We start from the raw sequence: 22639 nt of genomic DNA on the forward strand, positions 1-22639 counted from the left end.
CGTGAGCGCGTGGAGACCCGAGCGCTACGGCAGCCTCAAGGATCAGACCCGGTCCGCCACCGCGGCACCCGTGATCATGGGCAACGAGGACCGCCCGGAAGTCGGCGAGGAGCTGAAGAACTCCTTCTGCCGCACGGATCCCGCAATCGCGCGGCTGTTCGCGCGGGCCAGCCCGGCAACGGGACCTTCCGAAGGTCTCCGTTCGGCGCTGATCGTGCAGTGCCGCCATAACGCCACCGCTCCGCCGGCCGTTGGGCAGATCAGCCACGAACAGATCACCGGCAGCGAACTGGTGACGCCCGACCGAAGAGCCACGCCCCCAGCCCGACGCCCCAAGCCGGCCACCGCGGTGATCACTGCGTTCGTGGGTGGGCTGATCCGCGCCTGTGGTCAGCGCCGGGCGTGGCGGTCCATCGGACCCCACTCGCGGAACCTTGCTCGTCCACCAGGTGCCGCGCCTCGCGCAGCACGGTATCGGCCACCCAGGCCAGCGGCTGGGCGTCGACGACCAGGGGCTCATTGTCGGGGCCGCGGGCAATCTCGCGGCCCCGCAGCACCCACGGGCGGACGCCGGGGCCGCGCAGGTCGCGCAGGTGCTCGTAGTCGTACAGTCGGCGCGCGAGCCACAGCCGTATGGAACGGTCACGCCACCAGGACTCCGTCCGCAGCGGGTTCGCCGACAGGCCCGGCAGCGACATGCCGGTGAGCCCGTCAAGGCTCGTCGGGGCGCGGTGGTCGTCGGCGAGGTCGGCGTCGGGGCCCCGCGACCAGCGCACGTACAGATTGTCGCCGCCTTCGGTCTCGAACAGGCGGGCCAGGTCCACGAGGTCGGAGACCGTGGGCAGATCCGTGCCGATGCGAGTCATGCTGCCCCGGTACCCAGGTGGCCACGCGCGAAACGCGGTGGTCGTCACACCCACGACCGGGTAAGCCCGGACATGCGCGACGGCCCCGATCAACCGACATCGCCGGCCCGACGACGCCGACCCACGCCGCGAGAACGACCTACTCATCGAGGGCGATCCGTGGGCATCTGCGTGCTCGCGGCATTGTCGCGGTGATTCCCGAACCTGTCGATCAGGCCGGCACCGCACACGCCGGTGTTCCCACGGCGGTCGCCCACCGGCATTCGACTCAAAGCCAAGGGGAAACCCGAAAACAAGGGCAAAGCCCACATCCCGCGCAGCCGATCGAACTTCGCCTCCACAGGCCCACCGCGCTTACGTACGGCGGGGAAGCCGCATCCAGCCCCGAAGCGCGTCCTCATCATCAAGCCGAGCCGTGGGCGTTTCGACCCGCCCATCCACAATAGACAGCACCCCAGTCGCAGCCTGTCTCCGACCAGGCTCCCCCGCTGTTGGTCATGGTGCCGCCCCGACCTGGCTTTGCCAGCGCCGAGACGGCAGTGTTGACAGTGACTTCCGGAGGCCGTCGCCGTGGGGTCGCAGACCCTAGGCGACAGGAACGTCCCGTTCGTGCCGAAAAGGCCGGTGCTGACGGTGACTCGCTGGCCAACGTTGCCGATCCCCTGACCGGCCGTGGCGTGAATTTCCGGGCCAGGAAACGAAAATCCGGGGATACCTCAATTCCCCACTTCCTCGCGGTGACGTGCCGTCATTTGCCGCCGATTACCCGACGACAGCGACCAGACACGTCCTCGCCCAAATTTTCTGCCGCCAACGGCCGCCTAGTTGATGATCTGCGAATCACCGCGCGCGTTGAGCTGCACACAGAATTTCTGACTTGATCTTGCGCTGACTTCGATTGGAACCGGTTCACGAAATAAGTTCGCCGACGACGTTGGTATCCGGTCAATCGCAGCCTTCTGCACGCCGCGGCCCGTGAGTTTGGTGCCGACTAATCCGGGTATGCGCACGTCATACGACGCGACTGGAGCTCCGGCTGGTCCCGTCGTATGCAGCGACCAGCACAACTCATCCGGCTTGTGACATCTCACCAAGATGCTCGGACATGCGGACAATGATCGACGGAGGATCTCCCTGACCAGACCGGAACCGCGCGGTTGTCCACCAACCCGCATCGACGTTTCAGCCCAGATGACATTTGCACGTGAACCCTGATGTTTCGCCGATCAGTGGCGAGCCACAGCGTTCCTTGGAGGGATAGATCAATGGATACAGGTTTCAACGTCCTGCAGAGTCTGCAGAGTGCGTTCACGACATTCGTGGGCTACCTGCCCCAGCTGATCGGCGCGTTGCTCGTGCTGCTGATCGGTTTCATCATCGCCAAGCTGCTGGACAAGGCCATCACCAAAGGCCTCCAGAAGGCCAAGGTCGACGACAAGCTGAAGACCGGCGGCGGCGCGAACTACGTGGAGAAGCTCTCCCCCCAGGGCAGCCCCTCCAAGCTCGTCGGCCTGGTCGTGTTCTGGGTGATCATGTTCTTCGTGATCTCCTCGGCCATCGGGACGCTGGGAATTCCGGCGTTGACCGCGTTCATGAACCAAGTGCTGAGCTACCTGCCCAACGTCATCGCCGCGCTGCTGATCTTCATCGTCGCGGCCGCGGTCGCCGGCGCGGTCGGCGGGCTGCTGCACCGCACCATGGGCGACACCCCGACCGGGAAGATCGCCCGCACCCTCGCCCCGGCGATGATCATGGGGATCGCCGTGTTCATGATCCTCACCCAGCTGGGTATCTCGCCGGTGATCGTTACGATCACCTACGTCGCCCTGGTCGGCGCGGCAGCTCTGGCCGCGGCAATGGCCTTCGGCATCGGCGGCCGCGACGCCGCCGCGAAGCTGGTCAATTCCGGATACGAGAAGGCCAGGGAACAGAACGACACCGTCAAGTCGGACCTGGCGATCGGCAAACAGCGCGCCGCCGAGGACGCCGCCGATACCAAGCAGAAGACCGAGCGGAAGGTCGGCGACCAACACCGCAAGGTCGACCGCATCGGCTTCGAGCAGTAGTCCCGCGCCGCCGGTCACGTTCGAAGCGCACTCCCTACACGGAGGAGAAAGCCATGTCGACACGCGCACCTTCACCCACTTCCACCGGACGGTCGTCCGCCCGGCTCGCCGCCGGCATCGTCGCCGTCGTTTTCCTGCTGGTCGGCGTGCTCGGGTTCATCCCCGGCGTCACGACCGACTACGACCAGATGGGCTTCGCCGGGCACGGCTCGATGGCCATGCTCTTCGGCGTGTTCATGGTCTCCACCCTGCACAACATCGTGCACTTGCTCTTCGGCGTCGTCGGCCTGGCGTGCGCCCGCACCTCACGCGCGGCCCGGCTGTACCTCCTCGTCGGCGGAGTCGTGTACCTCGTGCTGTGGCTCTACGGCCTGCTCATCAACTACGGCAGCGACGCCAACTTCGTCCCGTTCAACAACGCGGACAACTGGCTGCACCTGGGTCTCGGCATCGGCATGATCGCCCTCGGCCTTCTCACCGGCCGCGAGGCACACGGTGTCCCCGCACCGCACGCCACCGACGGGCCCCGCGCCCGCTAGCCAGCACGCGCCGGCGTTTCCCCCATGGCGGGGACAGCGACCGACGTGCAGGGGAAAGCCCGCAGCCGACAAGAAGGAGATTTTCATGGTGGAGAACAACGAGGACGTCATTGATTTGCTGCAGCGGCAGCACCGGGAGATCCGCGAGCTGTTCACACAGCTGGAAACAGCGGAGGACGACCAGCGACGGAAAGTGTTCCGCAGCCTCGTACGGCTCCTGGCCGTGCACGAGACAGCGGAGGAAGAAGTAGTGCACCCGGAGATCCGCGACCTCGAACCAGCGGCCGAGCCCGTGGTCGAGGCGCGACTGGGCGAGGAGCACCGCGCCAAGGAACTACTGACCACCCAAAAATGGGCCCGGACGCCGACGGATTCGACACACTGCTGGTCCAGCTCCGAGACGACGTGTTCGCACACGCCGAACACGAAGAACGCGAGGAGTTCCCCATGCTGCGAGCCCACCGGCCGCCGGAGCGCCTGCGGGCGATGGCGGCGACCGTACGGCTCGCCGAGGCCGTGGCGCCGACCCGGCCGCATCCCGGTGCAGAGAGCGCGAAGGCCAACCTCCTACTGGGGCCACCGGCCGCGATCATCGACCGGGCGCGCGACGCCATCCGCGCCGCGCTCGGAAGGTGAACTGCAGCGCACGAAGAAAACTGCACAACGGTGGGGTTGTTGCCGGCCCGAACGAGTTCACGTCAGAAGTCGGGCGGACCTAACGCCCGGGAGGTGGATGAATCCAATGCCAGCGAGGAAACGCCCACCGCGGCCGGCCGGCGCCGTCCCCTGACCCTCCGCAACGAAGGCGAGGCACGCCGGCCGGCCCGGTGAACGCCTGGGCCTTGGCGGCGTCGCGTGTCAACGGGCCACTCAGCTTCTTCCTCCGCGGCGGTGGGGTTGTAAGTGGCGCGGATGACTGCGGGGTTTTCGCGTGTGCGCAGCAGGTGGCGCTCGTTCACGAACTCCCGCTGCCGGCGGGCGCGTGGCTGAGCTCTACGACGCAGAACACGTTCCCGTCGGGGTCGGCGAGGACCACGAAGTCGGGATCCGGCGGGTAGCTGTCCCATCGACCTGCTGGGCACCCAGCGCGACCAGGCGTTCAACTTCGGCCCGTTGTTCGTCGGAGGTGTCCACGAAGAGGTCGAGATGCACACGGGGGCGCCGCTCGACCGGCGAGGAACTTCGCATCAAGCCCAAGCCCACAGCCGGTCCCCGCCATCCCGGCGCCGAAGGGTTTGCCAGTTGCCGCTCTCCCACTCCGGCGAGTTTTCGAGCCCGAGCGCGGCGCTCCAGAAGATACTGGCACGAGACAGATCGGCGACCCCGACCACGGGAAATCCCAGCCTCAGCACCATCGGCGCCTCGCCTCGTCCTCCGCGCCACGCGCGGACAGTTGGTTCTCGTCGCGTCCGGATGACCGCGGCCGCGTGCCCGCAAACGTCCGTTCGCCGCGGTCGGCGCCAGTGATGAGTGCGCGATGGCAACGCGGAGACCGGGTCGGCCACAAAGGGTTGGTTTCGCGCCTCCGCCTGCGGGAATCCAGCTAGCGCATGGTGCATCCATCCACGGGGCAGGCTCAGGTGAAGGTGGTGGTGACCGGTGAAACCGGAGCCCACGTATCGAGAAGAACTGCTGCTGCGCCACTACATAGAGTCGGTCGCCCAGCAGGTGGGAGTGGAAGCGACCGCGGTGCTGTGCGAGTGCGGCACGCCCTCGACCGCATACGTCGCGCTCGCCGACACGTCACGCGCGTGGCCCGGGCGGCTGCTGATGCTCGCGTGGAGCAGTGACGACGGCTGGCGGCTGGCGCTCGAACCCGAAAGCGGTGAACCGCCTGTGATCGTTGCCGCGTGGCCGGAACCAGTCCGCCCGGCCCCGGCACGGGTCGCGCGCCGCCTCCAGAACGAGCTGCGAACGCGGGCGCAGTCAGCCGCGACGGTGGCGCCAACGCCGTCGGAAATTGCGGCCCACCCGACGCGGCAGCCGGAACTTGCCTCCACGCCGATCAGTCAGTGAAGTCTTGCCGTGCGCCCGCGGGGGACCGGCAGCTGTGAGTCGACATTCTCCCGACGCGGGCGCACAAGCGATGCTGATGCGGCGGCCCGCCCGTGTTGACCGCAATGGCGCGGGTACCCCACCTGCGCAGCGGTGTCAGCCGCCGCGCGACCCAGTTCCAGAGAGGAGACATCATGGCCACCGGCGAAACCGGATTCGACGACGTCACCTACGACCTGGTGTCTGTGCAATACCACTGCAATACCACGCCCTGAAGGCGGGACACGACTACGGCCAGTACGTCAGGGACGCGGACAACGCGGGCAAGCAGGACATCGCCGATTTTTTCCGCACAGTGATGGAGGAAGACTCGGCGCGGGCCAAGCAGTGTCACGAATTCATCAAAGAGCTGTTTGGCAGCTCGGAATCAGGCCCAGCCGTCACGTAAGGCCACCCGGCTCCGTCCGTCTGGCAAGGCGAGGGCAGAGCTGCACACGGCCGCCGGCTCAGCCGGTGGCCGTGTGCTCAGCGGTGTGAGGACGTCGGTCCATCGGGACCTATTCGCGCGACCCGTGGGCATCGACGAGGGCGCGTGTTTCACGCAGCACGGTGTCCGCGACCAAACAGCGGTTCGTCGCAGCGTACGAGCGGCTCGTTATCCGGTCCACGCGCGACTTCCGTGCCACGCAGAACCCATGGGCGCACGCCGGGACCGCGCAGTTCGCCCAGATGTTGGGTGATCCCATCACGCCTCGACACTGGCGCACCTCCTGATACCTACTCAGCGGCCTTGCCGCTGACGACACCTGACCAGCTCGGCGCAACACAGGACGGGTGTGCACCCGGGCCGGGCGCGGTATGCCGCAGGCACGGCCCACCAGGACTCAGAGAAGCCGGCGCTCAGGGTTGCTTCGCTTGCCTTCGCGCCGGCTCAACGAGGAGCGGTGCGCTCCGCGCTCCAAATTTCGGCGGATTTGAGCTCGACGAGCACGGCGGCGGTCGTCTCCTGCGGTACCGCCGCCGTGCTCCGGGTACCGGCCGCGACCACCACCGCTGCGACATCGTGCAGCTTCACGTTCGTGTGCTGGGAAATCTCGCGCAACGCCGTGAACGCGTCGTCCGCCGAACAGGTCCGCAGGACCATGAGCATGCCCTTGGCCTGCTCGATCACCGGCCGCGTCGCGAGCGCGTCCTCCAGCTGCTTTACCTTGGTGGCCTGGTCCACACGCTCTGAATCAAGGTTCACTCGAAAATCCTTACACCGCCCCGGTCCAAGTTCTGTGCCGGCGGAGCTGTTCACCCGCCCGTATCGAGCTTCGCGCAAGCCTTTCCGCGAGCCCACCCTGCCAGCCCACGCGCCCGGCGAGTCCACATCGGACCCTGACTGGTTCGATCACGCAGCCGCATGCAGCGCCACCCCCTCTTCCAGAACTGACTCCGCGTCGGCGAGAACTGCGTCGATCGCACGCAGCTGCGCTTGGGTGCGGCGGACGGTGCCCTCGGCTTCCGCGCGCAGGGCGGCCGCGCGGTGCTGCGCCGCCAGGACGAGGTCGTCGGCTTCCGACCGGGCCAGAGCGAGGAGGCGGCTCACCTTCGCACCGACGGCGGCCGGGTCGGCCGGGGCGCGGCAGAGGCGGTCGAGCTGTTCACGCAGCACGGTGATTTCCGCGCGGGCCTGGGTGAGGCGGTCGGCGAGGAATTCGGCCCGGGAGTGTGCGCCGTCGCGGTCGAGGGTGAGCAGGCGCAGATCCTCGTGGAGCTCGGCGATCCGGTCGTCAACCTGCCCACGGTCGTAGCCACGCAGTGTGAGTGCGAAGCTATCGGGCAGGGGCAGGGTCGTCACGGCTTTACCCTCCCGCTGAGCAGGGCGATCAGTTCCTCGGCGCGTCCCGCGGTCCGGAGGCGGGGCGGATCGGGTGTGCCGACCGTGTGGTCGTCGGCCAGCACGGCTTCGGCGAAGCGGGCTACGTGCTCGGGCGGCGGCGCAACGGTGCCGCCGAGATAGCGGACGACGATGAGGTCTTCACCGGAGTGGGTCTCGACGGCGGCGGCCCAACCACGCTCCTCGTCCCACAGCAGCGCGAAATCGCGGTTCGGGTACGCCGGGTGCCGCTGGTCGAGCGCGAGGTAGGCCGACAGCGGTGAGGCGTGGTCCAGCGTGCACGACTCGAGCCCGATGCCGAGTTCGGCTGTCACGGCTCGCAGATAGGCGGTCAAGGCGGGGGCGGCGGCGTGGTGGCCGGTCGGGATGTCGATCGATGCGGTCACAGGAGCCGATGTCCTTTCTCGTGCGGGAGGGCCGGGCCGCGCGACGGGCCCGGCCCTCAGTGGCAGCACAACGTCGTCAGGAAGTGATCTCTTTGCGGTCCGCACCGGCGGTTCCGGTGGAGACGGTGATCCGGCGTGGCTGTGCGGTTTCGGCGACCGGGATCCGCACGGTCAGCACACCGGCTTCGTACGCGGCCGAGATCCGCGTGGTGTCGAGCCCATCTCCCAGCAGCAGCTGCCGGGAGAACACGCCGTAGGGGCGCTCCGAGACCTGCAGCCGTGCGTCGTCGCCAGTGGGCAGCGGGCGGCGCTCGGCCTTGACGGTCAGGACGTTGCGTTCGACTTCGAGCTCGACCGCGTCGGGATCGACGCCGGGGAGGTCGAAGCAGGCAACGAACTCGTCGCCGGCTCGGTAGGCGTCCATTGGCATCGGGGCGGGCCGCGACCACGTCCCGGGAGACGCGCTGCCCATCAGCTGCTGCGTGAGCCGGTCGAACTCGCGGAACGGATCGGTGCGCATCAACATCGGTTCCACCTCCTGGGGTCGTATCGGACTTGTCAACGCGCAGGACTGTTCTAACATGTCATCGAAACGTTGACAAGTCTGAAGTCGTCGAAAGGTTGACAGGATGGACGAGGCGGGTGTCATGGCCCTCGTGGGCCAGGCGGTCGCGGACGCGCGTGCCGCTGCCGCGAATGGAGAACAGCTGCTCGCGGCGCTCAGCGCGCTGCACGCTCTGCGGGTGACGCTCGCCGAGTGGGAGCCGGAGCTCATCACCGCGGCGCGCATGGCCGGCGTGAGCTGGGCGGCCCTGGCGCCGGCGCTCGGGGTCGCGAGCCGGCAGGCGGCGGAACGACGCTACCTGCGGCTCCAGCCGTCCACGACGGGCGAGGCCACGGGCGAGGGCCGCATCGACGCCCAGCGCGACCGCCGGGCCGGCGACCGCGCCGTGTCCGAGTGGGCCCGGCGTAACGCCGTGGTCCTGCGCCAGCTCGCGGCGCGCATCACCGTGGCCGAAGGCATGTCCGCCGCCGGTCGGCGAGCCGCAGCGGGCGTCGCGCAGGCCCTGGCCGCCGACGACGCGTCGGCGCTGTTGGAACCGCTCGCGGCGGCCCGGCGACACCTCGTGGCCGGGCACGCCGACCTCGCCGGCAGCGTCGGCGACATCGGCGCGGAGAGCGGCCGGGTACGAGACCGGGCGATCTCCGACCGCCGACGCCGCACCACCGGCGAGGGTCCCGCCGGCGGCGTCCTGGAAGGAGGAAGCACCCCCGGAACGACGGAATGATCACCGGCAGCGCTGCCGGGCCGACCGCACGGCGCATGGCCTCGCTAGCCCGAAGCGGGGACGGCGCGTCCGCGTGGCGCTGTTCGGCCACCTCGGCTCAGGCACGTCGGACTTGCCACAGGTATCGCTCGGCCGAGGACGCTCTCGCCCGGCACGGGTGAGGGCCAGGGCAACCGGTCAGCGGCCGGCGCGCCGGTCCATCGGCCCCCGCTCACGCGAGCCCTGCTCGTCGACCAGGCAGCGGGCCTCGTGCAGAACCGCGTCGGCGACCCAGGCGAGCGGCTCGGCCGCGACGACCAGCGGTTCGTTGTCTGGCCCGCGGGCGATCTCCCGGCCACGCAACACCCAAGGTCGCACGCCAGGGCCACGCAGGTCACGCAGGTGCTCGTAGTCGTAGAGCCGGCGCGCCAGCCAGAACCGCACCGAGCGGTCCCGCCACCACGCCTCCCTCCGCAGCGGGTTGGCCGACAGCCCCAGCAACCGGATCCCCGTGAGACCGTCCAGACTCGTCTGCGCCCGCTCCCCTTCCGCGAGGTCGGTCCCGGGTCCCCGAGACCAGCGGACATACAGGTCATCGCCACCCTCGGCCTCGAACAACCGGGCCACGTCCGCCAGACCGTTCACCGTGGGCAACCGCATGCGGGTCCGGGCGCAAAAAGTCACGCACGCCCGTTACCCGCCCGAACCACGGGATTCGCCGGATCACAGACCGGGTACGGGAACGACATGCGCGACCGAACCGAACACTCCGACATCGCCCGGCCCACCACGCCCGACCCGGGGCGCGCCGACGACGGCACCCTCTACGACCCCGGCGAGGGCCAGCCGCCCGAGGACGTCGACGACGCCGAGGACACCGGGCAGCGCGTGATCGCCGAGCAACGCGAATGCCGGCGGCAGTGAACGACGGCCACCTCCGCTCGTTCCCGGACGTGCGGCGACCACGCCCAAACCGGACGGTTCCGCCTGCGCCCCCGCGGCGATTCGTTTCCCCGCTCCGGCACGAGGGTAGCCGGTCGATCGGAACCGCGAATACGTCCGCTGCACGCACCGCCCTCGCAGGCGGAGAGGAGCGAAATTGTCGACCTGGAAAAGCGAGGACCTCGAAGCCGGACGGGAGGACGGCAACGGTGCCCTGGCCCGGGAGCTGGCGAGCCTCACCCGGCTGCTGCTCGACGCCACCACGGTCGGTGAAGCGCTGGAGCGGGTCGTCGAGGCCGCTCCCGTGGTGATTCCGGGCGCCGACCTGGTAAGCATCACGCTGTGTGCGCCTGACGGCCAGTTCAACACCCCCGTCCGCACCGAACCGGTTGCCCGCGAGCTGGACCAGGTGCAGTACGACGCCGATGAGGGTCCCTGCGTTGACATCGCCCGGCACGTGGAGCCCGGTTACGCGCTCAGCGACGACCTCGGCCAGGAGCCGCGCTGGCCGACGTTCGCACCGGCCGCGGCGGCGCGCGGCTACCACTCCGTGCTCTCCACCGCCCTGGTGCCGTCGTCAACGGACGACGGGGTGTCCGGCGCCGCACTGAACGTCTACTCGAACCGCGCGCACGCCTTCTCCGAGGAGTCACGCGACGCGGCGCTGCTCCTGGCCGCTCACGCATCTCTGGCGCTGGCACGAACCTCCGCCCTCACGCGGGCTGAGCTGGATCGGCTTAACCTGGAACGCGCCATCGAGAGCCGCGACGTCATCGGGCAGGCGAAGGGCATCTTGATGAGCCGCCGGGGGATCACCGCGGACGAGGCGTTCGACCTGCTGCGCCGTACCTCGCAGGACGTCAACGTGAAGCTGGCCGAGCTGGCCCGGACACTCGCGGAGCGCCACACGGAGCTCGATCTGCCGCCGCACGCCTGAAACGCTGCTCACCGTGCCGGGTCGTGGTAACCGACCGGGTGGTCGAGACCCCGGTCCACGAACACCTCGTTGAGCGCCTGGGCGATCAAGTTGTGCTGGAGACGGTCAGGGCAGAGGATGCCCAGCACGTAAGCCTCGACCTCCAACTGGTCCGCCCCTCCCCCGACGGCCAGGTACTCCGCCCACAGCTCGAACGCGCTCAGCTCGGAAAGCCGATATCCCTCGTACAGGCCGAGTTCACTCATCGGCGTCCCTCCGAAGCAACTCGCGCGCCACGGCCGTCATCGTCACGCCTCGATGGATGGCCCCGGCCGACAGGGCGCGCAGGGCCTCGTCCACGGTGATTCCGTCCCGCTTCGCCAGCCTCGCGCAGGCTCGCTCGAGCTCCCTTCGCCGCGCCAGCGCGGCCTCGAGCCGCGCGCCGGTCGGAACGGTCTCGGACGGATGCCCACCAAGCAAGGCCGCCGCGGTGCGGCCGAACAGATCGAGCCGCGCCTCCGCCAATCCGCCCGCGATCGTGGCGCTACCGGCCGCGTAGCAGTTGAGCCCCGCATGGTCGGCCGGCGGGGGAAGCGGAATCGACAACACCGAGCGGACCTTGGTGGACCCTGCCGCGGCGGCGAACCCTTGTCCCGTGTCCGTGAGGTCCGAGATGAGCGTCCGGCGCCCTTGGCGGGCCGCGTCCACACACGGCCCGCGATCTGCCGCGTACTGCCACTCGTCGAGCCGCACAGCCACCCGGTCGCTCGCCGCCACGGTCTGAAACCGACCACCGTCCCAGCACGTCAAACTGACGGACACCACACCCGAAACCATCTCGGGAACAGCGGCGATCACGGTACGCAGGAGAATGTCACGCTCTCCCGGCGACACACCACGCGCCGCCGCCCGAAACGTCTCGGCCAAACCAGGTCCGCGGTCGGCAACAGGTTCCGCCGCGGACACAGCATGCTCAAGGCGCCGAGGATCCATCCCAGTCCCCACGTTCTTGCTTCAGATGGCTCTGCTCCACTACCCATAGACTCTTGCTTCGCCCCAATTCGTACCCACTCCGACGCGGAGTAAACATCGGCGGCGTGGAAGCAGCGTGCCTGCACAGCCCATGAGGTATTCGAGACTCTCCGCGCACTGTCACAAAACACGAACGTCAAACTTCGCGACGTGGCCCGCCGCTGATCGAGGAAGCCGTGCCTGCCCAGCGCCAGGACAACCCTTCCGAGAGTCCAGTCGGCCGAGCAGGCCGCGAACCCCCGTCGGCCGCTTCTTGACCGACAGGAGCCGGGCACCCGCGCCTCTTCACCGCAGGCACCAAACCGGGCTAACCGCCCAGTCCGCGTGCGAAACGCCTCAAGCCGAACCCTCATCGCAACGTCCGAATGGAGGCCTGGCCGTTTTGCCGATGCGGCCAGCCGATAATCGCGCTTGAGATCCAAGGAGGAGCGGTGCCTGAGAAGAGTGAGAGCACCAAGCGCGAACGTCAGTACGAGCACATCAAGTCTTCGCAGAGGAAGCAGGGCGCCAGCACCCGGCCGTGCCAAGGAAATTGCCGCACGGACGGTCAACAAGAACCAGGCCCAGTCCGGCGAATCCCGTACCGCCAGCAAGAGTTCGACCCGCGACACCCCACCCCAGACCGGCGGCGCTTACCACGGGCGTAGAGGTCGCAGCTGGGGAGGTGTACCGCGCAGGTCGGCCATACACCCTGGCCGAGGTTACTCGTTCGAACGCAGTTCGGTGTTCTGGCGCTGGGATTCGTGGAGTTGGTCTTCGAGGGAGATGATGCGGCAGGCGGCGTCGATGGCGGTGCCCTCGTCGACGAGTTCTCGCACTCGCGCGGCGATGCGCAGCTGGTGGCGGGAGTAGCGGCGGTGCCCGCCGGCGGAGCGCTGCGGCTCGATCAGGCCGGCTTCATCCAGGCTGCGCAAGAAGTTCTGGGTGGTGCCGAGCATGTCCGCGGCCCGGCCCATGGTGTAGGCGGGGTATTGGTCGTCGTCGAACTTGTCAGCCCCGCCCGAACCGGGTGCGGGGGCCTTGCGTTGGTCAGGAGTCATTCCACCTCCACGTCACAAGGGACCCCGGATGCCGTGCACGGCATCCGGGGTCCCAGGGGTTGGGTTTCACCATTGTCAACCGACGCGGACGTCGGCTTCCTGTACCCGCGTCGTCCGTCCGAGAGGCGGAGACTGCGGGGATCGCTTACTCGTAACCGAGAACCACCTTCCAATCCGATGGGACTGCGGTACCCGCGCGGCACTACTGCACAGCCGCCGCGGGCGATCCAATGATGCGCCCTTTCCCTTCTTTCCGGGTTTTTCTTCTTACTGTGCACTTCCACTGCTACCGCTGCGGTCGTCACCGGGCTGGAACCCTTTCCCTGATCGGCCCCAGCATGCGTAACACCGCTGGTCACTGCCCGGAACCCCGTCCGTGATCGGCTCCGGCCACCTGACCGTCCTGCACACACTGACTTGCCTTACCACTACCTGATTCGATACCGCGGTAATGACTTGTTGCTGCGGTACAACAACCTCACAAGCGCACCTGCACCGCTTGCGTCCTGCACCGGGACCGTCCGGCCAATTCCGTCTTCCGTGCCCAATCCCGGATCGTTCACCGGTCACCAGCCGAGACCTGTCCGTTGATTGGCCCCGCCCTGCCTGACCGCCTTGTCTCACCTCGCGGGTAGTTCCGTCATCTCCCGCGCCTGCTTGACGTTGTCTCTCTCGGTACATGGAGAACACTACACACGGCCCGGGTTGAATGTCTACCCCAGCCACCATAGATTTGCTCCCGGGCCGGCGACATGAACCCCTGCCGGCAGGAACTCGCAGGTCAGCGCCGACACGCGATGGACATTGGGTACACAGAAGGGTGACGAGGCATGGCCGACTCCACCGCGCGGCAGGATCCGTTTGGCCTGAACAAGGTGCGCGACCGCCGGGAGTACGCCCGCGAGCTCACCGAGCTGATCGAGCGCGGCCGCCGGGAGCCGTGGACAGCGCTCCTGTCGGGCACCGAGGCCTATGCCGTGGCCGAACTGCTCGGCCAATACGCCCAACTCGACCCCACCGCCGAGCTCAGCCAGCTGGCCGCCGCCCTCGCCAGCCGCCTCTACAGCCGACTCGGCGCGTGACCAACCGCGCCAGCCACCTCATGGCCCCCACCGGAAATCAGCTCACGCAATCGCCCGGAAGGCGCTGAAGTTCGACTTGCTCGCCGACCTGCACGAGACCCGCGTGGCGTTGCCCGACCGCTGACCCGCCGCGGCTGGGCAACGCCGGCAGGGGTGTCAGCTGGGATCTTGCGGGAATCGGCGCTGCGCGGATAGGTGTCGCGCTCCGCGATCCTTGCCCTCCATGTCGCGGACGAACTGCTCCGCGCTGGGCTCGAGCGCCATCTCCGAGCCCCGCCACGGCCTCCGCTTTCGTGCCGTGCGTGTGCGAGGCCTGCTGGTTCCCCTCGACCTTGGTCTTCCACTGGCCGGCCCCGTAGTAACTCCCGACGCTACCCTTCACGAGCTTTCCTCGCTTCCTGCGGGCGCGCCCAGCGCGCGCCCTTTAGCGTTGAATGCCCGACCTCCCACCAGCAGGAACGACGGTTTCGCACGACCACCCGACGGGGTAAATTCGAATGCCCTGCGGATCGGATGGCCAGCGGATCGAGGGGAGCGACCGTGTCCACGGTGGAGTCACAGCCTCAGCGGACGAGCCGGTCGGCGCCGACTCCTCGGCACGCGCCCGAAGGCATTGATGCCATGGCGGTGCTCGCCGAGGAGAACCGACAGCTGCGTCAGGCGCTGCAGAGCCGAGGGGTGATCGAACAGGCCAAGGGTGTGCTGATGGCACAGCGCTGCTGCGGTCCGGACGAGGCGTTCGCCGTGCTCGTGAAGCTGTCCCAGGACACCAACGTCAAACTCTGCGACGTCGCACGCGCGTTCCTCGACGAGTTCCTCACCACCGCACCCCCGAACCCGCAAGGAGGCCCGACGGCCTCGACTTGACCGACGTGCCACGTACGGACATACCGCTTCCGGGCCATCACCCAGTCCGTCGCCGGCGTCAGTGCGTGCACCGCCGAGCCGTTGAGGGACTTCGGGGTGACCCCGCCGGGATCGCTCAGCCCGGTGTCGTCTCGCCGCCCAGTGCTGCCATGACTTCGCCGCTGTAGTACGAGGAAAGCCGGTTGGCGGCGAGAAAAACGTAGGACGGCGCGAGGTCGTCCGGGTGCGCGGCGCGCTCGAACGGCACCTGCAACCCGAACTTCTCGACCTTCTCCGGTGGGAACGTGGACGGGATCAGCGGCGTCCACACGGGGCCGGGCGCCACGCAGTTGATCCGGATGCCGCGATCGGCCAGTGCCTGCGCCATAGCCATGGTCCACGCGTGTATCGCACCCTTCGTCGCGGAGTAGTCGATGAGGGACTTGTTGCCACGAAGGCCGTTCACCGAACCGGTATTGATGACGACCGCGCCCTCGCGTAGGTGCGGCAGTGCGGCCGCGGTGACCCGGAAGTAGCTGTGCATGTTGACGTCGAACGTGTGCATCCACTGTTCTTCGGTCAGGTCTTCGGGTTTGTCCACAGGCCACTGAGTCGCGGCGTTGTTCACCAGGATGTCGAGCCCGTGCAGGTGGCGCACAGTCTGGTCGACGACCTCGCGGCACTGGTGCGCGACAGCCAGATCCCCCGGCAGCAACAGGCATTCGCGGCCCTCGGCGCGAACCCGCTCGGCGGTGTACTCGGCGTCCTCGTGCTCGCTGAGGTACGCGATCGCGACGTCGGCGCCCTCCTTCGCGAACGCGATCGCCACGGCGCGTCCGATCCCGGAGTCCCCGCCGGTGATCAGGGCCCGTTTCCCGGCGAGCAGGCCGCGCCCCTCGTAGTCGGCCATCGTGTCTCGCGGCCGCGGGTCCATGTCCTCGGTCAGGCCTGGGGGTTCCTGTCGCTGCGGCGGGCGTAGTCGTTCTTCGGCCATGGGTCCTCCTCGGATACGGATCGACGGTGTATTCGCGGGTGGTGCACCGGTTAGGCAGCCGGCTGTAGCAGGATCTTCTGTGCGCCCTCGAGCTTCTTCTGGAAGATGTCGTACGCCCGCGGCGCGTCGGCCAGCGGCAGCTTGTGCGTGGCGAAACCCTCGACACCGAGCGGGTCGCCGTCGGCGGTGAGGACCGGCATGATGTCGTCGATCCAATGCCGAACGTTGGCCTGGCCCATGCGCAGCTGGATCTGCTTGTCGAACAGCTCCATCATCGGCAGCGGGTCGACCATCCCGCCGTACACACCCGAGAGTGAGATCGTGCCGCCACGACGGACGCTGTCGATCGCCGCGTACAGCACGCTCAGGCGGTCGATGCCCGCCTTCTCGGTGATCTTCGCACCGACCTGCTGCGGCAACAGAGCGACGAGATTCTGCGCCAGTCGGCCGATCGGCGCGCCGTGGGCCTCCATGCCGACGGCGTCGATCACCGCGTCCGCGCCCCGCCCGCCGGTGAGCTGCCGGATCGACTCGGCAATGTCCTTGTGGTCGCGGAGGTCAAGGGTGGTGGCGCCGTGCTCCCGGGCCCGTGCGAGCCGCTCGGGCACCAGGTCGACGCCGATCACCTGAGCGGCCCCGCGGTGCTTCGCGATGCGGCAGCACATCTGCCCGATCGGCCCGAGCCCGAACACCACGACCGAACCGCCTTCGGGCACCTCCGCGTACTCGACGGCCTGCCACGCAGTCGGGACCACGTCGGACAAGTAGACGAACCGCTCGTCCGGCGGGCCATCCGGGACCTTGATCGGCCCGTACTGCGCCTGCGGCACCCGCAGGTACTCCGCCTGCCCGCCCGGCACCCGGCCGTACAGCTTCGTGTAGCCGAGCAGCGACGCACCCTTGCCCTGACTCGTCACCTGCGTGGTCTCGCATTGCGACTGCAGGCCGCGTTCGCACATCCAGCAATGGCCGCACGAGATGTTGAAGGGGACGACGACACGGTCGCCGGGCTTGATCCCGGTCACGCCCGCGCCGACCTCCTCCACCACGCCCATCGGCTCGTGACCCAGGATGTCGCCCTCGGTCATGAACGCGCCAAGTACCTCGTACAGGTGCAGATCCGACCCGCAGATCCCGGTGGACGTGATCCGCACGATCGCGTCCGTCGGCTCCTCGAGCTTCGGATCGGGCACGGTGTCCACGCGGACGTCGCGCTTGCCATGCCAGGTCACTGCCTTCATCGATCTCCCTTTCACCGTGGAGAAAGTCAACTGGTTTCGGGATTTCCTGACCACCGGCCGGGCAAACGCGATTCACCTGTCGGGAACCCGCTCACGTGGGCTGCTCAGGCTGTCGCGCTGTGCAGTTTCAGTGGATTTTTCGGCGCCTGTGCCCGCGCGTCGACCATGCGCTGCCCCAGTTCCTGCAGGCGTTTGCGTCCCATCGCGGAGCGCACCTGCGGAAACCAGTCGTTCTCCTCCTCGCCCACGTGGTGGCGGACGTTCTCGGTGAGCACGGTGACCTTCGCGTCGAACGTCTCGTCCGCGGCGTCCAAGCCCGTGAGCTCGGACAGCATCCAGACGACGACGTGGTGCTCCTCCACGCTTTCCAGCACATGATCCGCCGTCTCCGGCACGGCTTCCCGAGCAGCCGGGTAGAAGATCTCTTCCTCGATGTAGGCGTGGACAGTCAACTCTTCGATGATCGAGTCGACCACCCGCCGCTTCTCCTGATACGCCTTATCCCCCGCTTTTTCGAACTGCTTGAAGAGCTTCTCGACTGTCTTGTGGTCGTCCTTCAGCAACACGATCGCGTCAGTGGACACAGACCCTCCTCCTTCACCCTCGCCGACTCGCCCCCGAATCCCCCGAGGGCAACATGCACGCCGGAGTACCCCCGAGGCCACGGGGGAAACATCCGGCGTGCCGTTGCTGCGCGCCTTCTCGGCGCGGCGAATCGTTCTGGTCGGGGCACCAGCACAGGGGGAAACCTCGAGCCAGGTTGCCGCTTTACGAGCCGGCGACTCGTGCACCACGCACCCGACATCGCACAGGTCCTCAGGGATGACCGCACCCCGGAAAGCTCAGTGCAGAAGCATGCCCTTCAGGCTGAGGACCGGTTTACTCGTCATCGCAAGGGGCGGGACAGTATGTGGCCCTTCGCCGACGCGGCGTGGACGCCGATCATTTCGCCTTGTTCCGGAGCTTCTTGGCTTTGCCCTTGGCCGTGCCCACGGCGTCCTGCACCGGCGCATAAGTACCGAAAAGCGCCGGATCCGGCTTTGGCGCAGTGCCGGGCCCTCCGAGCGGCTTCGGATCCTTGAGGTACTCGATCTCCTCCCCCACGAAGCTCCAGCCGGCCTTGACGCCGTCGGGGCCGTCGGACAGGTGCCAGATGGTGTTGTTGTGCTCCTGGTTTTCTTCGTCGAACAGAGCGGTCGGAGCAATGGCGCTCTCCAACCCGTCGGCCTCCAGTTCCTCGATCGCCGCGAGCCACTGCTTCTGGTGCACAGTGTCGCGCGCGAGGTTGAACTGCAGCATGGCCTTCACGCCTGGATCATCGGTCATGTTGTAGAGCCGTGCCGTCTGCAGCCGTCCTTGGGCTTTGGCGGCCGCGTTGGCGCGGAAGTCGGCCAGCAGGTTGCCCGAGGCGACGATGTACTTGCCGTTCCACGGGGTGCCGTTGCTGTCGGCCGGCAGCGCGCCGCCACCGGCAACGATGGCCTGCTGCGGATCCATCCCCCCGATCATCGCGGCCATCACAGGGTCCTTCACCGCTTTTGCCGTGGCCGTGGCGGGAGCACCTTCCAGGAGCCGGGCAACCATGGTGGCGAGCATCTCGACATGCCCGATCTCCTCGGTCGCGGTGTCCATGATCAGATCCTTGTACTTGCCCTCGACGCGGCAGTTCCACCCTTGGAACAGGTACTGCATCGTCACGGTCATCTCACCGAACGCGCCGCCGATAAGTTCCTGCAGCTTGTGCGCATACACCGGATCTGGCTTCTCCGGCTTGGCCTCGAACTGAAGGGAAATCGCCTCCAGCGTCAGGAAATGTGGATGTGCTGCCTTCGTTGCGTGCGGCGGAACACCGGCTGCGTACCCACACTTCCGTCCGCTACACACCTCCCGCCCGGTCACCGCTCATACGTCATAGGTGAGTTCCTTTCGGGGAGCGGAATGAGCCCGAGCACGATCATGCCTACGCCCAGCCCCAAGTGCAGCCAGTCATCGGAGGTGTTCACGGGCACGAAATTCGCCGCGCTGCCGTGGTCGATGATCAGACCGTAGAGCCAGAGCACGAGATAGATGACTCCGCCGCCGAGCAGGAAGCCGCGCGCGCCTCGGGCGGTGCCCGAAAGCGCCAGCCCGGCCACGCCGAAGGCGAGGTGGACGATGTTGTGCAGCACGGACACGGCAAAGACTCCGAGCAGCAGCGCTCCGGAGTCGTGCCCTGCCCAGCTGAGCTGGTCGTAATGGGTGGTGACGCCCGGAATGAACCCCAGCACACCGACCGCCAGAAAGACCGCTCCGACAACCGCCGCGATCAGCTGTCGAGGACCGCGCCGGACCGCAGTTTTCGTTGACGTCATAATGGTGATCCTTTTCCTTGAAACTATTCGGTCTTGTCAGCGTGCGACCATGGAGAGGGCCGCCGATTCGCCCGGTTTGCCCACAGCGGGCACAAACAAACACCGCCGGGAACTGTCCCTCCGGCGTTCCACGTATTCGCCGCGCTCGCGCAGTCGTAACCACCGCAGACGGCAGGGTCCGGGACGAGTGGGTGAGCTTCGCCGACGAAACGAACCGCCGGTGATACGACGTCACGCCAGCGCTGTAAGAACGAGCAGGCGGAACGGACAAGCAGCCACCATGCCGGTGTTCTGTGTCGCTCAGCGTTACTGCGCGCGAGTACCGCCACACACTCACGCTGAGCGAATACCCCTATCGCACCAACGGACAGCCACCGCCTGCCGAGCACCACAGGTGGTTAGCGTGTCGCGGGGTTCACTGTAGGCCAGCTAGAAACTCACAGACCGCACCACCGATGCCTGGCCTGCCAGATCACGAAAGTTATCCCGCACGACACCGTGGCGGGCGTGAGGTCTGGTGCCGGCGCTGTGGTGGCGGGGGTGCACGTGCACTGGGATCTCGCGGCCCTGTGCTGGAGTCTGACGGCGTCACATGCTCGCAGGCAGAAGCGCCGAGCGCCGCGCGAGCACGAGAGCGGCTGGATGACGACGCCGCGGGAGACGGAATCGCAATCAGCGGCTCATCGATTCTTCGTGCAGCCCTCGCGCCGGAGGCGACGCTCGAGGTGCATGCATACGGCGACGTTGCCCAGCAGGAATCCCGCGAAGGCAACCGGCAGCACCACGAGAACGCCGAACAAGACAAGACCCAGCGCGATCACGTCCAAGACGACGGTCATCGCCAACCAGCTGCGTCGCAAAGGCCACGCGATGTCGCCGAATGTCTGCCGCACCCAGGCAGCGTCCGTGGTCTTCAGGTGCCGTTCGGTCGCCCGGAGATGACGTGCCGCGCCCCGTGTCGAGACGGTTCTCCGTCCGCCGGGAATCGCTGAGTCCATCGTCGCACCTCGATCCGGAAACGCGCGCCCAATGCTGTTGCCCGGTCCCGCCATGCGTACCCGCCACCCGCCGCAGCCAACCGTCGACTTCCGGCAGGTTTAGCGACAACCGAAACGGGTAGGCGAGCCGGCAATGACCAGGATGTTCCGGCGACGACGTAACCGAGGATCCGATGACCGACACCGCCGCGCGGCCGACTCCGATCCCGCACCGACCCGCTAATAGGGCTCCGCTTGGCTCGGTGATCCTCAAGACGATCCGCACGACCGACCACAAGACGATCGGCGTGCTCTACCTGACGACGTCGTTCGGGTTCTTCCTCGTTGGTGGCCTGACCGCGCTGCTGATGCGAGGCGAGCTGGCGCAGCCGGGGATGCAGTTCCTGTCACCGGAGCAGTACAACCAGCTGTTCACCATGCACGGCACGATCATGCTGCTGCTCTACGCGACCCCGAACCTCTTCGGGTTCGCGAACTTCGTCGTGCCCCTGCAAATCGGGTCGCCCGACGTGTCCTTCCCCCGGTTGAACGCGTTCTCGTACTGGCTTTACCTCTTCGGCGGCTTGATTGTCCTGTCCGGCTACATCACGCCGGGCGGACCCCCCGACTTCGGCTGGACCGCATACACCCCACTGTCGAGCGCCATCCACTCCCCCGGTGTCGGCGGGGACCTGTGGATCACCGGGCTGATCGTCACCGGCCTCGGCACCATCCTCGGCGCGGTCAACATGATCACCACCATCGTGTGCCTGCGGGCACCCGGGATGCTGATGTGGCGGATGCCCATCTTCACCTGGAACATCCTGTTCACCGGCATCCTGATCCTGCTCGCGTTCCCGATCCTCACCGCCGCGCTGTTCGGTCTGCTGGCCGACAGACACATCGGCGCACACGTGTTCGACCCGGCCAACGGCGGCGCGATCCTCTGGCAGCACCTGTTCTGGTTCTTCGGCCACCCGGAGGTCTACATCGTCGCACTGCCGTACTTCGGCATCGTCACCGAGATCATCCCCGTGTTCAGCCGCAAACCGTTGTTCGGCTACAAGACCATGGTATTCGCCACCATCGGCATCACCGCGCTGTCGGTGGCGGTGTGGGCCCACCACATGTTCGCCACCGGTGCCGTGCTGCTGCCGTTCTTCTCGTTCATGACCTTCCTCATCGCCGTGCCCACCGGCATCAAGTTCTTCAACTGGATCGGCACAATGTGGAAGGGCACCCTCACGTTCGAGTCGCCCATGCTGTGGTCGATCGGCTTCCTCGTCACGTTCCTGCTCGGCGGGCTCACCGGCGTCATCCTCGCCGCACCTCCACTCGACTTCCACGTGCACGACAGCTACTTCGTCGTCGCCCACTTCCACTACGTGCTGTTCGGGACGATCGTGTTCGCCACCTTCGCCGGCATCTACTTCTGGTTCCCCAAGATCACCGGCCGCATGCTCGACGAACCGCTGGCCAAGTGGCACTTCTGGACGACGTTCATCGGCTTCCACACCACGTTCCTGATCCAGCACTGGCTCGGCGACGCCGGCATGCCCCGCCGCTACGCCGACTACCTGTCCACCGACGGGTTCACGTGGATGCACACCATCTCCACGATCGGGTCGTTCATCCTGGGCGCCTCGGTGCTGCCGTTCATCTGGAACGTGGTGAAGAGCTACCGCTTCGGCGACCGCGTCGAGACCGACGACCCCTGGGGGTACGGAAATTCGCTGGAATGGGCGACCACCTCGCCACCGCCTCGGCACAACTTCCTCGAGCTGCCCCGCATCCGTTCCGAACGGCCGGCATTCGAGCTGCACTACCCGCACATGGTCGAACGCCTGCGCGACGAAGCCCACGTGACCCGTGGTCACCCCCGAGACAAACCATCGCTCTTCGAGGTCGCAGCGGGCGCGACCCAGCCGAAAGAGCAAGGCGACAGCGAAGACCCCCGCGGCCGCTGAAGCGAAGAGCCCTTCGTGCCGGGTCTCACTGCGGACGCCCATCCCGAACCGGTCGCGGAATCTCGGATCAGGGTGACTCCGCCGACCCGACAATTCTGCTTGCGCTTCGGAGGGAGGACTTCCTCGACGGGGACGCCGAGGGCAACGGTCAGCCGGGACTGTTCCAAGATCGGTGTTTCCGGCCCGACACGCCGGGCTGAGGTCCGGCGGGATGGGCACTGTGAGTGATGACATCGGACCTTGTGAGTC

General features: G+C 67.4%; 27 protein-coding genes and 3 pseudogenes. 12 read left to right on the top strand and 18 right to left on the bottom strand.

The window, feature by feature from the left end:
- Positions 1-353 precede the first annotated feature (353 nt).
- A complete protein-coding gene (locus tag AB0H62_RS49695; protein WP_360592863.1) occupies positions 354-866 on the bottom strand; it encodes a DUF6098 family protein in 513 nt (170 codons plus the stop codon).
- A 1265-nt stretch (positions 867-2131) separates the two neighbouring features.
- Here AB0H62_RS49695 and AB0H62_RS49700 point away from each other — a divergent pair.
- From AB0H62_RS49700 to AB0H62_RS49710, 3 genes and pseudogenes are all read left to right on the top strand, one after another.
- On the top strand, positions 2132-2932 hold the full coding sequence (locus AB0H62_RS49700) for a hypothetical protein (protein ID WP_220240168.1): 801 nt from the start codon (positions 2132-2134) through the stop codon (positions 2930-2932).
- A 53-nt stretch (positions 2933-2985) separates the two neighbouring features.
- A complete protein-coding gene (locus tag AB0H62_RS49705) occupies positions 2986-3471 on the top strand; it encodes a DUF4383 domain-containing protein (RefSeq protein WP_220240167.1) in 486 nt (161 codons plus the stop codon).
- An 85-nt stretch (positions 3472-3556) separates the two neighbouring features.
- A pseudogene (locus AB0H62_RS49710) lies at positions 3557-4107 on the top strand (hemerythrin domain-containing protein).
- A 357-nt stretch (positions 4108-4464) separates the two neighbouring features.
- On the opposite strand, the gene AB0H62_RS49715 reads toward AB0H62_RS49710, so the two are convergent.
- Complete coding sequence (locus tag AB0H62_RS49715; RefSeq protein WP_360592864.1) at positions 4465-5034, bottom strand: VOC family protein; 570 nt, start codon at positions 5032-5034, stop codon at positions 4465-4467.
- Positions 5035-5070: 36 nt separating this feature from the next.
- Here AB0H62_RS49715 and AB0H62_RS49720 point away from each other — a divergent pair, with 36 nt between their 5' ends.
- Positions 5071-5487, top strand: coding sequence for a DUF6292 family protein (locus AB0H62_RS49720; RefSeq protein WP_220240166.1), 417 nt, complete (start codon positions 5071-5073; stop codon positions 5485-5487).
- 576 nt (positions 5488-6063) lie between these two features.
- On the opposite strand, the gene AB0H62_RS49725 is transcribed toward AB0H62_RS49720, so the two are convergent.
- The 5 genes from AB0H62_RS49725 to AB0H62_RS49745 all read right to left on the bottom strand — a co-directional run bounded on the left by AB0H62_RS49725 (position 6064) and on the right by AB0H62_RS49745 (position 8260).
- Positions 6064-6225 carry a DUF6098 family protein gene (locus AB0H62_RS49725; RefSeq protein WP_220240165.1) on the bottom strand — a complete coding sequence of 54 codons (162 nt, stop codon included), beginning with the start codon at positions 6223-6225 and terminating at the stop codon, positions 6064-6066.
- 172 nt (positions 6226-6397) lie between these two features.
- Positions 6398-6712: an ANTAR domain-containing protein gene (locus tag AB0H62_RS49730; RefSeq protein ID WP_255637949.1), complete on the bottom strand. Its 315-nt coding sequence runs from the start codon at positions 6710-6712 to the stop codon at positions 6398-6400.
- A gap of 147 nt (positions 6713-6859) precedes the next feature.
- Entirely contained in the window at positions 6860-7309 is a 450-nt protein-coding gene (locus AB0H62_RS49735) for a hypothetical protein (RefSeq protein WP_220240163.1), read from the bottom strand.
- Positions 7306-7734 (bottom strand): DUF6292 family protein, encoded by a 429-nt coding sequence (locus tag AB0H62_RS49740; protein ID WP_220240162.1) that lies wholly within the window; start codon positions 7732-7734, stop codon positions 7306-7308. The genes AB0H62_RS49735 and AB0H62_RS49740 overlap by 4 nt, the downstream gene beginning before the upstream one ends.
- Positions 7735-7810: 76 nt before the next feature.
- A complete protein-coding gene (locus tag AB0H62_RS49745; protein WP_220240161.1) occupies positions 7811-8260 on the bottom strand; it encodes an Hsp20/alpha crystallin family protein in 450 nt (149 codons plus the stop codon).
- A 103-nt stretch (positions 8261-8363) separates the two neighbouring features.
- On the opposite strand from AB0H62_RS49745, the gene AB0H62_RS49750 reads away from it, so the two are divergent.
- The gene (locus AB0H62_RS49750) at positions 8364-9023 is read left to right on the top strand and encodes an HSP18 transcriptional regulator (RefSeq protein ID WP_220240160.1); all 660 of its coding nucleotides are present in this window, start codon (positions 8364-8366) and stop codon (positions 9021-9023) included.
- 177 nt (positions 9024-9200) lie between these two features.
- Here AB0H62_RS49750 and AB0H62_RS49755 read toward each other — a convergent pair whose 3' ends face one another.
- The gene (locus AB0H62_RS49755) at positions 9201-9662 is read right to left on the bottom strand and encodes a DUF6098 family protein (protein ID WP_220240159.1); all 462 of its coding nucleotides are present in this window, start codon (positions 9660-9662) and stop codon (positions 9201-9203) included.
- 87 nt (positions 9663-9749) lie between these two features.
- On the opposite strand from AB0H62_RS49755, the gene AB0H62_RS49760 reads away from it, so the two are divergent.
- Both AB0H62_RS49760 and AB0H62_RS49765 read left to right on the top strand, forming a co-directional pair.
- Positions 9750-9926, top strand: a complete 177-nt coding sequence (locus AB0H62_RS49760; protein ID WP_220240158.1) for a hypothetical protein — start codon at positions 9750-9752, stop codon at positions 9924-9926.
- A 175-nt stretch (positions 9927-10101) separates the two neighbouring features.
- Positions 10102-10881: an ANTAR domain-containing protein gene (locus AB0H62_RS49765; protein WP_360592865.1), complete on the top strand. Its 780-nt coding sequence runs from the start codon at positions 10102-10104 to the stop codon at positions 10879-10881.
- Positions 10882-10889: 8 nt separating this feature from the next.
- Here AB0H62_RS49765 and AB0H62_RS49770 read toward each other — a convergent pair whose 3' ends face one another.
- Together AB0H62_RS49770 and AB0H62_RS49775 are read right to left on the bottom strand one after the other, a co-directional pair.
- Positions 10890-11126 carry a hypothetical protein gene (locus AB0H62_RS49770; RefSeq protein WP_220240156.1) on the bottom strand — a complete coding sequence of 79 codons (237 nt, stop codon included), beginning with the start codon at positions 11124-11126 and terminating at the stop codon, positions 10890-10892.
- The gene (locus tag AB0H62_RS49775) at positions 11119-11787 is read right to left on the bottom strand and encodes an ANTAR domain-containing protein (protein ID WP_360592866.1); all 669 of its coding nucleotides are present in this window, start codon (positions 11785-11787) and stop codon (positions 11119-11121) included. Before AB0H62_RS49775 ends, AB0H62_RS49770 begins: the two co-directional genes overlap by 8 nt.
- Before the next feature lie 186 nt (positions 11788-11973).
- Here AB0H62_RS49775 and AB0H62_RS49780 point away from each other — a divergent pair.
- Together AB0H62_RS49780 and AB0H62_RS49785 are read left to right on the top strand one after the other, a co-directional pair.
- Positions 11974-12057 (top strand): annotated as a pseudogene (locus tag AB0H62_RS49780) (ANTAR domain-containing protein); the annotation flags it as partial.
- Positions 12058-12323: 266 nt separating this feature from the next.
- Positions 12324-12513: pseudogene (locus AB0H62_RS49785) on the top strand (plasmid stabilization protein); the annotation flags it as partial.
- A gap of 80 nt (positions 12514-12593) precedes the next feature.
- Here the strand turns inward: AB0H62_RS49785 and AB0H62_RS49790 are convergent.
- The gene (locus AB0H62_RS49790; protein WP_220240154.1) at positions 12594-12932 is read right to left on the bottom strand and encodes a MerR family transcriptional regulator; all 339 of its coding nucleotides are present in this window, start codon (positions 12930-12932) and stop codon (positions 12594-12596) included.
- An 830-nt stretch (positions 12933-13762) separates the two neighbouring features.
- Here AB0H62_RS49790 and AB0H62_RS49795 point away from each other — a divergent pair.
- Entirely contained in the window at positions 13763-14014 is a 252-nt protein-coding gene (locus AB0H62_RS49795) for a hypothetical protein (RefSeq protein ID WP_360592867.1), read from the top strand.
- Positions 14015-14051: 37 nt separating this feature from the next.
- On the opposite strand, the gene AB0H62_RS49800 is transcribed toward AB0H62_RS49795, so the two are convergent.
- Positions 14052-14396, bottom strand: coding sequence for a DUF2188 domain-containing protein (locus tag AB0H62_RS49800; RefSeq protein WP_360592868.1), 345 nt, complete (start codon positions 14394-14396; stop codon positions 14052-14054).
- 158 nt (positions 14397-14554) lie between these two features.
- Here AB0H62_RS49800 and AB0H62_RS49805 point away from each other — a divergent pair, with 158 nt between their 5' ends.
- Entirely contained in the window at positions 14555-14881 is a 327-nt protein-coding gene (locus AB0H62_RS49805) for an ANTAR domain-containing protein (protein WP_360592869.1), read from the top strand.
- A gap of 115 nt (positions 14882-14996) precedes the next feature.
- Here the strand turns inward: AB0H62_RS49805 and AB0H62_RS49810 are convergent, their stop codons facing one another.
- The 6 genes from AB0H62_RS49810 to AB0H62_RS49835 all read right to left on the bottom strand — a co-directional run bounded on the left by AB0H62_RS49810 (position 14997) and on the right by AB0H62_RS49835 (position 20444).
- Complete coding sequence (locus tag AB0H62_RS49810) at positions 14997-15854, bottom strand: SDR family oxidoreductase (protein WP_220240151.1); 858 nt, start codon at positions 15852-15854, stop codon at positions 14997-14999.
- A gap of 50 nt (positions 15855-15904) precedes the next feature.
- Positions 15905-17095 carry a zinc-dependent alcohol dehydrogenase gene (locus AB0H62_RS49815; protein WP_220240150.1) on the bottom strand — a complete coding sequence of 397 codons (1191 nt, stop codon included), beginning with the start codon at positions 17093-17095 and terminating at the stop codon, positions 15905-15907.
- 104 nt (positions 17096-17199) lie between these two features.
- On the bottom strand, positions 17200-17679 hold the full coding sequence (locus tag AB0H62_RS49820) for a hemerythrin domain-containing protein (RefSeq protein WP_360592870.1): 480 nt from the start codon (positions 17677-17679) through the stop codon (positions 17200-17202).
- Between the two features lie 358 nt (positions 17680-18037).
- The gene (locus AB0H62_RS49825; RefSeq protein WP_220247666.1) at positions 18038-18904 is read right to left on the bottom strand and encodes a manganese catalase family protein; all 867 of its coding nucleotides are present in this window, start codon (positions 18902-18904) and stop codon (positions 18038-18040) included.
- Positions 18905-18990: 86 nt separating this feature from the next.
- Entirely contained in the window at positions 18991-19446 is a 456-nt protein-coding gene (locus AB0H62_RS49830; protein WP_360592871.1) for a DUF4383 domain-containing protein, read from the bottom strand.
- A gap of 680 nt (positions 19447-20126) precedes the next feature.
- Positions 20127-20444, bottom strand: coding sequence for a DUF3040 domain-containing protein (locus AB0H62_RS49835; RefSeq protein WP_220240147.1), 318 nt, complete (start codon positions 20442-20444; stop codon positions 20127-20129).
- A gap of 173 nt (positions 20445-20617) precedes the next feature.
- Between AB0H62_RS49835 and ctaD the strand changes: the two genes are divergently transcribed.
- A complete protein-coding gene (gene ctaD, locus AB0H62_RS49840; protein ID WP_220240146.1) occupies positions 20618-22390 on the top strand; it encodes a cytochrome c oxidase subunit I in 1773 nt (590 codons plus the stop codon).
- Positions 22391-22639 lie beyond the last annotated feature (249 nt).

This window comes from Amycolatopsis sp. NPDC050768 (assembly GCF_040654155.1).
GTDB lineage: Bacteria > Actinomycetota > Actinomycetes > Mycobacteriales > Pseudonocardiaceae > Amycolatopsis.

Coding starts and splice junctions, on each gene's coding strand:
- AB0H62_RS49695 (WP_360592863.1), bottom strand. CDS start 866: ATGACTCGCATCGGCACGGATCTGCCCACGGTCTCCGACCTCGTGGAC.
- AB0H62_RS49700 (WP_220240168.1), top strand. CDS start 2,132: ATGGATACAGGTTTCAACGTCCTGCAGAGTCTGCAGAGTGCGTTCACG.
- AB0H62_RS49705 (WP_220240167.1), top strand. CDS start 2,986: ATGTCGACACGCGCACCTTCACCCACTTCCACCGGACGGTCGTCCGCC.
- AB0H62_RS49715 (WP_360592864.1), bottom strand. CDS start 5,034: ATGGATGCACCATGCGCTAGCTGGATTCCCGCAGGCGGAGGCGCGAAA.
- AB0H62_RS49745 (WP_220240161.1), bottom strand. CDS start 8,260: ATGTTGATGCGCACCGATCCGTTCCGCGAGTTCGACCGGCTCACGCAG.
- AB0H62_RS49750 (WP_220240160.1), top strand. CDS start 8,364: ATGGACGAGGCGGGTGTCATGGCCCTCGTGGGCCAGGCGGTCGCGGAC.
- AB0H62_RS49755 (WP_220240159.1), bottom strand. CDS start 9,662: ATGCGGTTGCCCACGGTGAACGGTCTGGCGGACGTGGCCCGGTTGTTC.
- AB0H62_RS49760 (WP_220240158.1), top strand. CDS start 9,750: ATGCGCGACCGAACCGAACACTCCGACATCGCCCGGCCCACCACGCCC.
- AB0H62_RS49770 (WP_220240156.1), bottom strand. CDS start 11,126: ATGAGTGAACTCGGCCTGTACGAGGGATATCGGCTTTCCGAGCTGAGC.
- AB0H62_RS49790 (WP_220240154.1), bottom strand. CDS start 12,932: ATGACTCCTGACCAACGCAAGGCCCCCGCACCCGGTTCGGGCGGGGCT.
- AB0H62_RS49795 (WP_360592867.1), top strand. CDS start 13,763: ATGGCCGACTCCACCGCGCGGCAGGATCCGTTTGGCCTGAACAAGGTG.
- AB0H62_RS49810 (WP_220240151.1), bottom strand. CDS start 15,854: ATGGCCGAAGAACGACTACGCCCGCCGCAGCGACAGGAACCCCCAGGC.
- AB0H62_RS49815 (WP_220240150.1), bottom strand. CDS start 17,095: ATGAAGGCAGTGACCTGGCATGGCAAGCGCGACGTCCGCGTGGACACC.
- AB0H62_RS49830 (WP_360592871.1), bottom strand. CDS start 19,446: ATGACGTCAACGAAAACTGCGGTCCGGCGCGGTCCTCGACAGCTGATC.
- AB0H62_RS49835 (WP_220240147.1), bottom strand. CDS start 20,444: ATGGACTCAGCGATTCCCGGCGGACGGAGAACCGTCTCGACACGGGGC.
- ctaD (WP_220240146.1), top strand. CDS start 20,618: ATGACCGACACCGCCGCGCGGCCGACTCCGATCCCGCACCGACCCGCT.